The sequence below is a fragment of the Paenibacillus sp. 01T422 genome (assembly GCF_056398785.1).
Map to the genome: position 1 here is coordinate 1 of NZ_JBFTQB010000951.1, position 2,382 is coordinate 2,382.

2 protein-coding genes and 1 pseudogene are annotated in these 2,382 nt (G+C 44.4%); 2 read left to right on the forward strand and 1 reads right to left on the reverse strand.

The window, feature by feature from the left end:
• Positions 1–325: pseudogene (locus AC1DUA_RS33960) on the reverse strand (hypothetical protein); the annotation flags it as partial.
• A 337-nt stretch (positions 326–662) separates the two neighbouring features.
• Here AC1DUA_RS33960 and AC1DUA_RS33965 point away from each other — a divergent pair.
• Positions 663–1,211: an RNA polymerase sigma factor gene (locus tag AC1DUA_RS33965; RefSeq protein ID WP_477503937.1), complete on the forward strand. Its 549-nt coding sequence runs from the start codon at positions 663–665 to the stop codon at positions 1,209–1,211.
• The coding region (locus tag AC1DUA_RS33970) for an anti-sigma factor (protein ID WP_477503938.1) at positions 1,208–2,382 on the forward strand (1,175 nt) is incomplete at its 3' end. The genes AC1DUA_RS33965 and AC1DUA_RS33970, both read left to right, overlap by 4 nt.

The following is a 2,382-nucleotide window of genomic DNA, read 5'->3' on the forward strand; positions in this document are numbered from 1 at the left end:
GCGTCAAGGTGTTTAAAAGTTCCAAAGCTGAACCTACAGGTTGTAGGGTGGAATGGAGCATCGGATTAATGAGTTGTTCATTAACAAGCGTTGTATCTACCAGGCCGTCGATGCACACAATTGCGCAAGGATACTCCTCCTGGCCAACCGTAAACTGTCTGATAATGAGATCACTTGGCTGATGCAGCAGCGTTCTTATCGTATGCAAGTTATCCTGCAGCGTAGGCAGCATGACTTTGGTTTTGTCTGAAGATGATGTTTGTGCTGGGGATTTCGTTATGCTGCTCTGAGACATGCGTCTTCTTCCGAATAATTGTTTGAACACGGCAAGCCCTCCGCTTTATAAATAGCTTCTCTGTAATATTTACCAATTTAGTTAGAAATAAACGGTTTTTTGTAAGGTACTACGCAAACATAGTACTTTCCGAACTACGGAAAAGGTTTAGAATGAAGAGTAATTTGACCGAAAGCAGAAAGGGGATGAGCGAAATCATCCAAATGGATTAAACTAACACGCTTCTTTTTCGTCTAAGAAGTGTATTTATTCGTGAAAGTTTGTTATTCTGGAAGTTGCAAACAGCCTTTATATTTTTTATTCTAAAAATATTGCAACATTATGAGACGTTGCTGCGTCTGTAAGATTGCAAGAGGGAGGGATCCCAGTGGCAGCACCCGAACTGGTTAAAAGAGCTCAGGCCGGTGATCGTGATGCACTCATTACCCTATTGCGAGAAATTGAGTCTCACGTCTATCGAACCGCTTATTATATTTTGAATAATGAACAAGATGCCCTTGACGCTTCACAGGAGGCGCTACTTCGGATTTATACCAAAATTAATTCATACGAAGAAAAAGCGTTGTTTAAGACGTGGGTACAGCGGATTGTAACGAACATCTGCATCGATAAATTTCGCAAGGCGAAACCTACGGTTTCTATTGATGAGCATGATATGACGTTTACTGCGGAGCAAAATGTTGAATATGAAATTATGTCTGGCTATTTAGCCAAAGATATTCGAGAAGCAATAGATAAGCTTCCCGAGCACCATCGATCTGTTGTTGTTCTTCGTTATTTGCAGGACTTTTCGTACCATGAGATTGCTGAATCTTTAGATTTACCGCTGAATACGGTAAAGTCTTACTTATTTCGAGCTAGACAGCAGTTACAATTGTTGCTCCAAGAATATCAGAAAGGAGGTGTTCGGGGATGAATTGTCAAGAGGTGATGGAACTTATGCAAAGGCAACTGGATGGAGATCTGAACTCACAAGAGGAAGATGAGCTCCATGCTCATTTAGCCTATTGTCTGGACTGTGTACAAGTGTTTGAACGTTTACAAAGATTGTCGGGCGAATTAGCCCAATTACCGAAGGTAGTTCCTCCATACAGCTTGGTCGATGCCATTCTGCCGCAGCTAGATGAGATTGATAAAGAAGCCGCGGCGTCCATTACCGACAAGGCAGCTGTCTTCAGCGCAGAAGTTAGCCATATTGAACAAGGACAGCGCAAGAAACTCCCTTGGACACGCCGATTTGGATCGCAGTTCTCTTGGAAATTTGCAAGTGGCGTCGTTGCCGCTGGTCTCATTATTGGATTCTTTGCTTTTAATATGAAGCATCCTGTGATGGATAACGCCGATGGTCTGTTGCCGATGGCAGCATCTAACCAAGGGGCTACTCGTCAGGAATCGGCTGCCCCAGAGTTGAAATTGAATCGAGAAGCCCAAGATCAAATGAAAGGTTCAGGTAATCCTGGCGCTAACGATTCGCCTACCCCAAGTGATGCTGCTTCGGATTCTAAACCGGCAGCGGGGCAGGAGTCACAATCTGCTGGATCGAATGCAGTGGAACCGCAAGCTACAACGGATGCACCACTAGAAAAGCCGGATACAATCAATCCGTCCAAATCGATGGACTCCAAAGATATTACAAGTACAGGTCCTTCAACTTCGGAGCCTGAACGTATGAAAACCCCAGATACAGCAGGCGGTAAGGAACAGAAAGCTCCGGATCCCCAACCAACGAATTCGAGTGCGGCACTCATTGCTCCTAATCAAGCTGCCAATGATCAGAAGACAGCAACAACACAGCCTTCACCAACCCCTACGCCTACTCCATCTTCCAGAAAAGGGACAGAGAGAGATGCAGGAGCTGGTGTGTATACTTTGACCGTACCGGTCACTGATAATTTCATGAAGTCAGCAACAGGGACTTTGACAGCGGCAATTGAAGATCATCATGTAGTAATTCGCAATAGCGAAACTCTGGAGATTGTATTCGCGTCCAAGCAGGTTTGGAAACCAGAGGATGAGATCACATTGGTCGAGTGGTCCAAGGATGACAAATTATTTTATCAAGTCCAAAGTGGTGGTACGCTTCATAC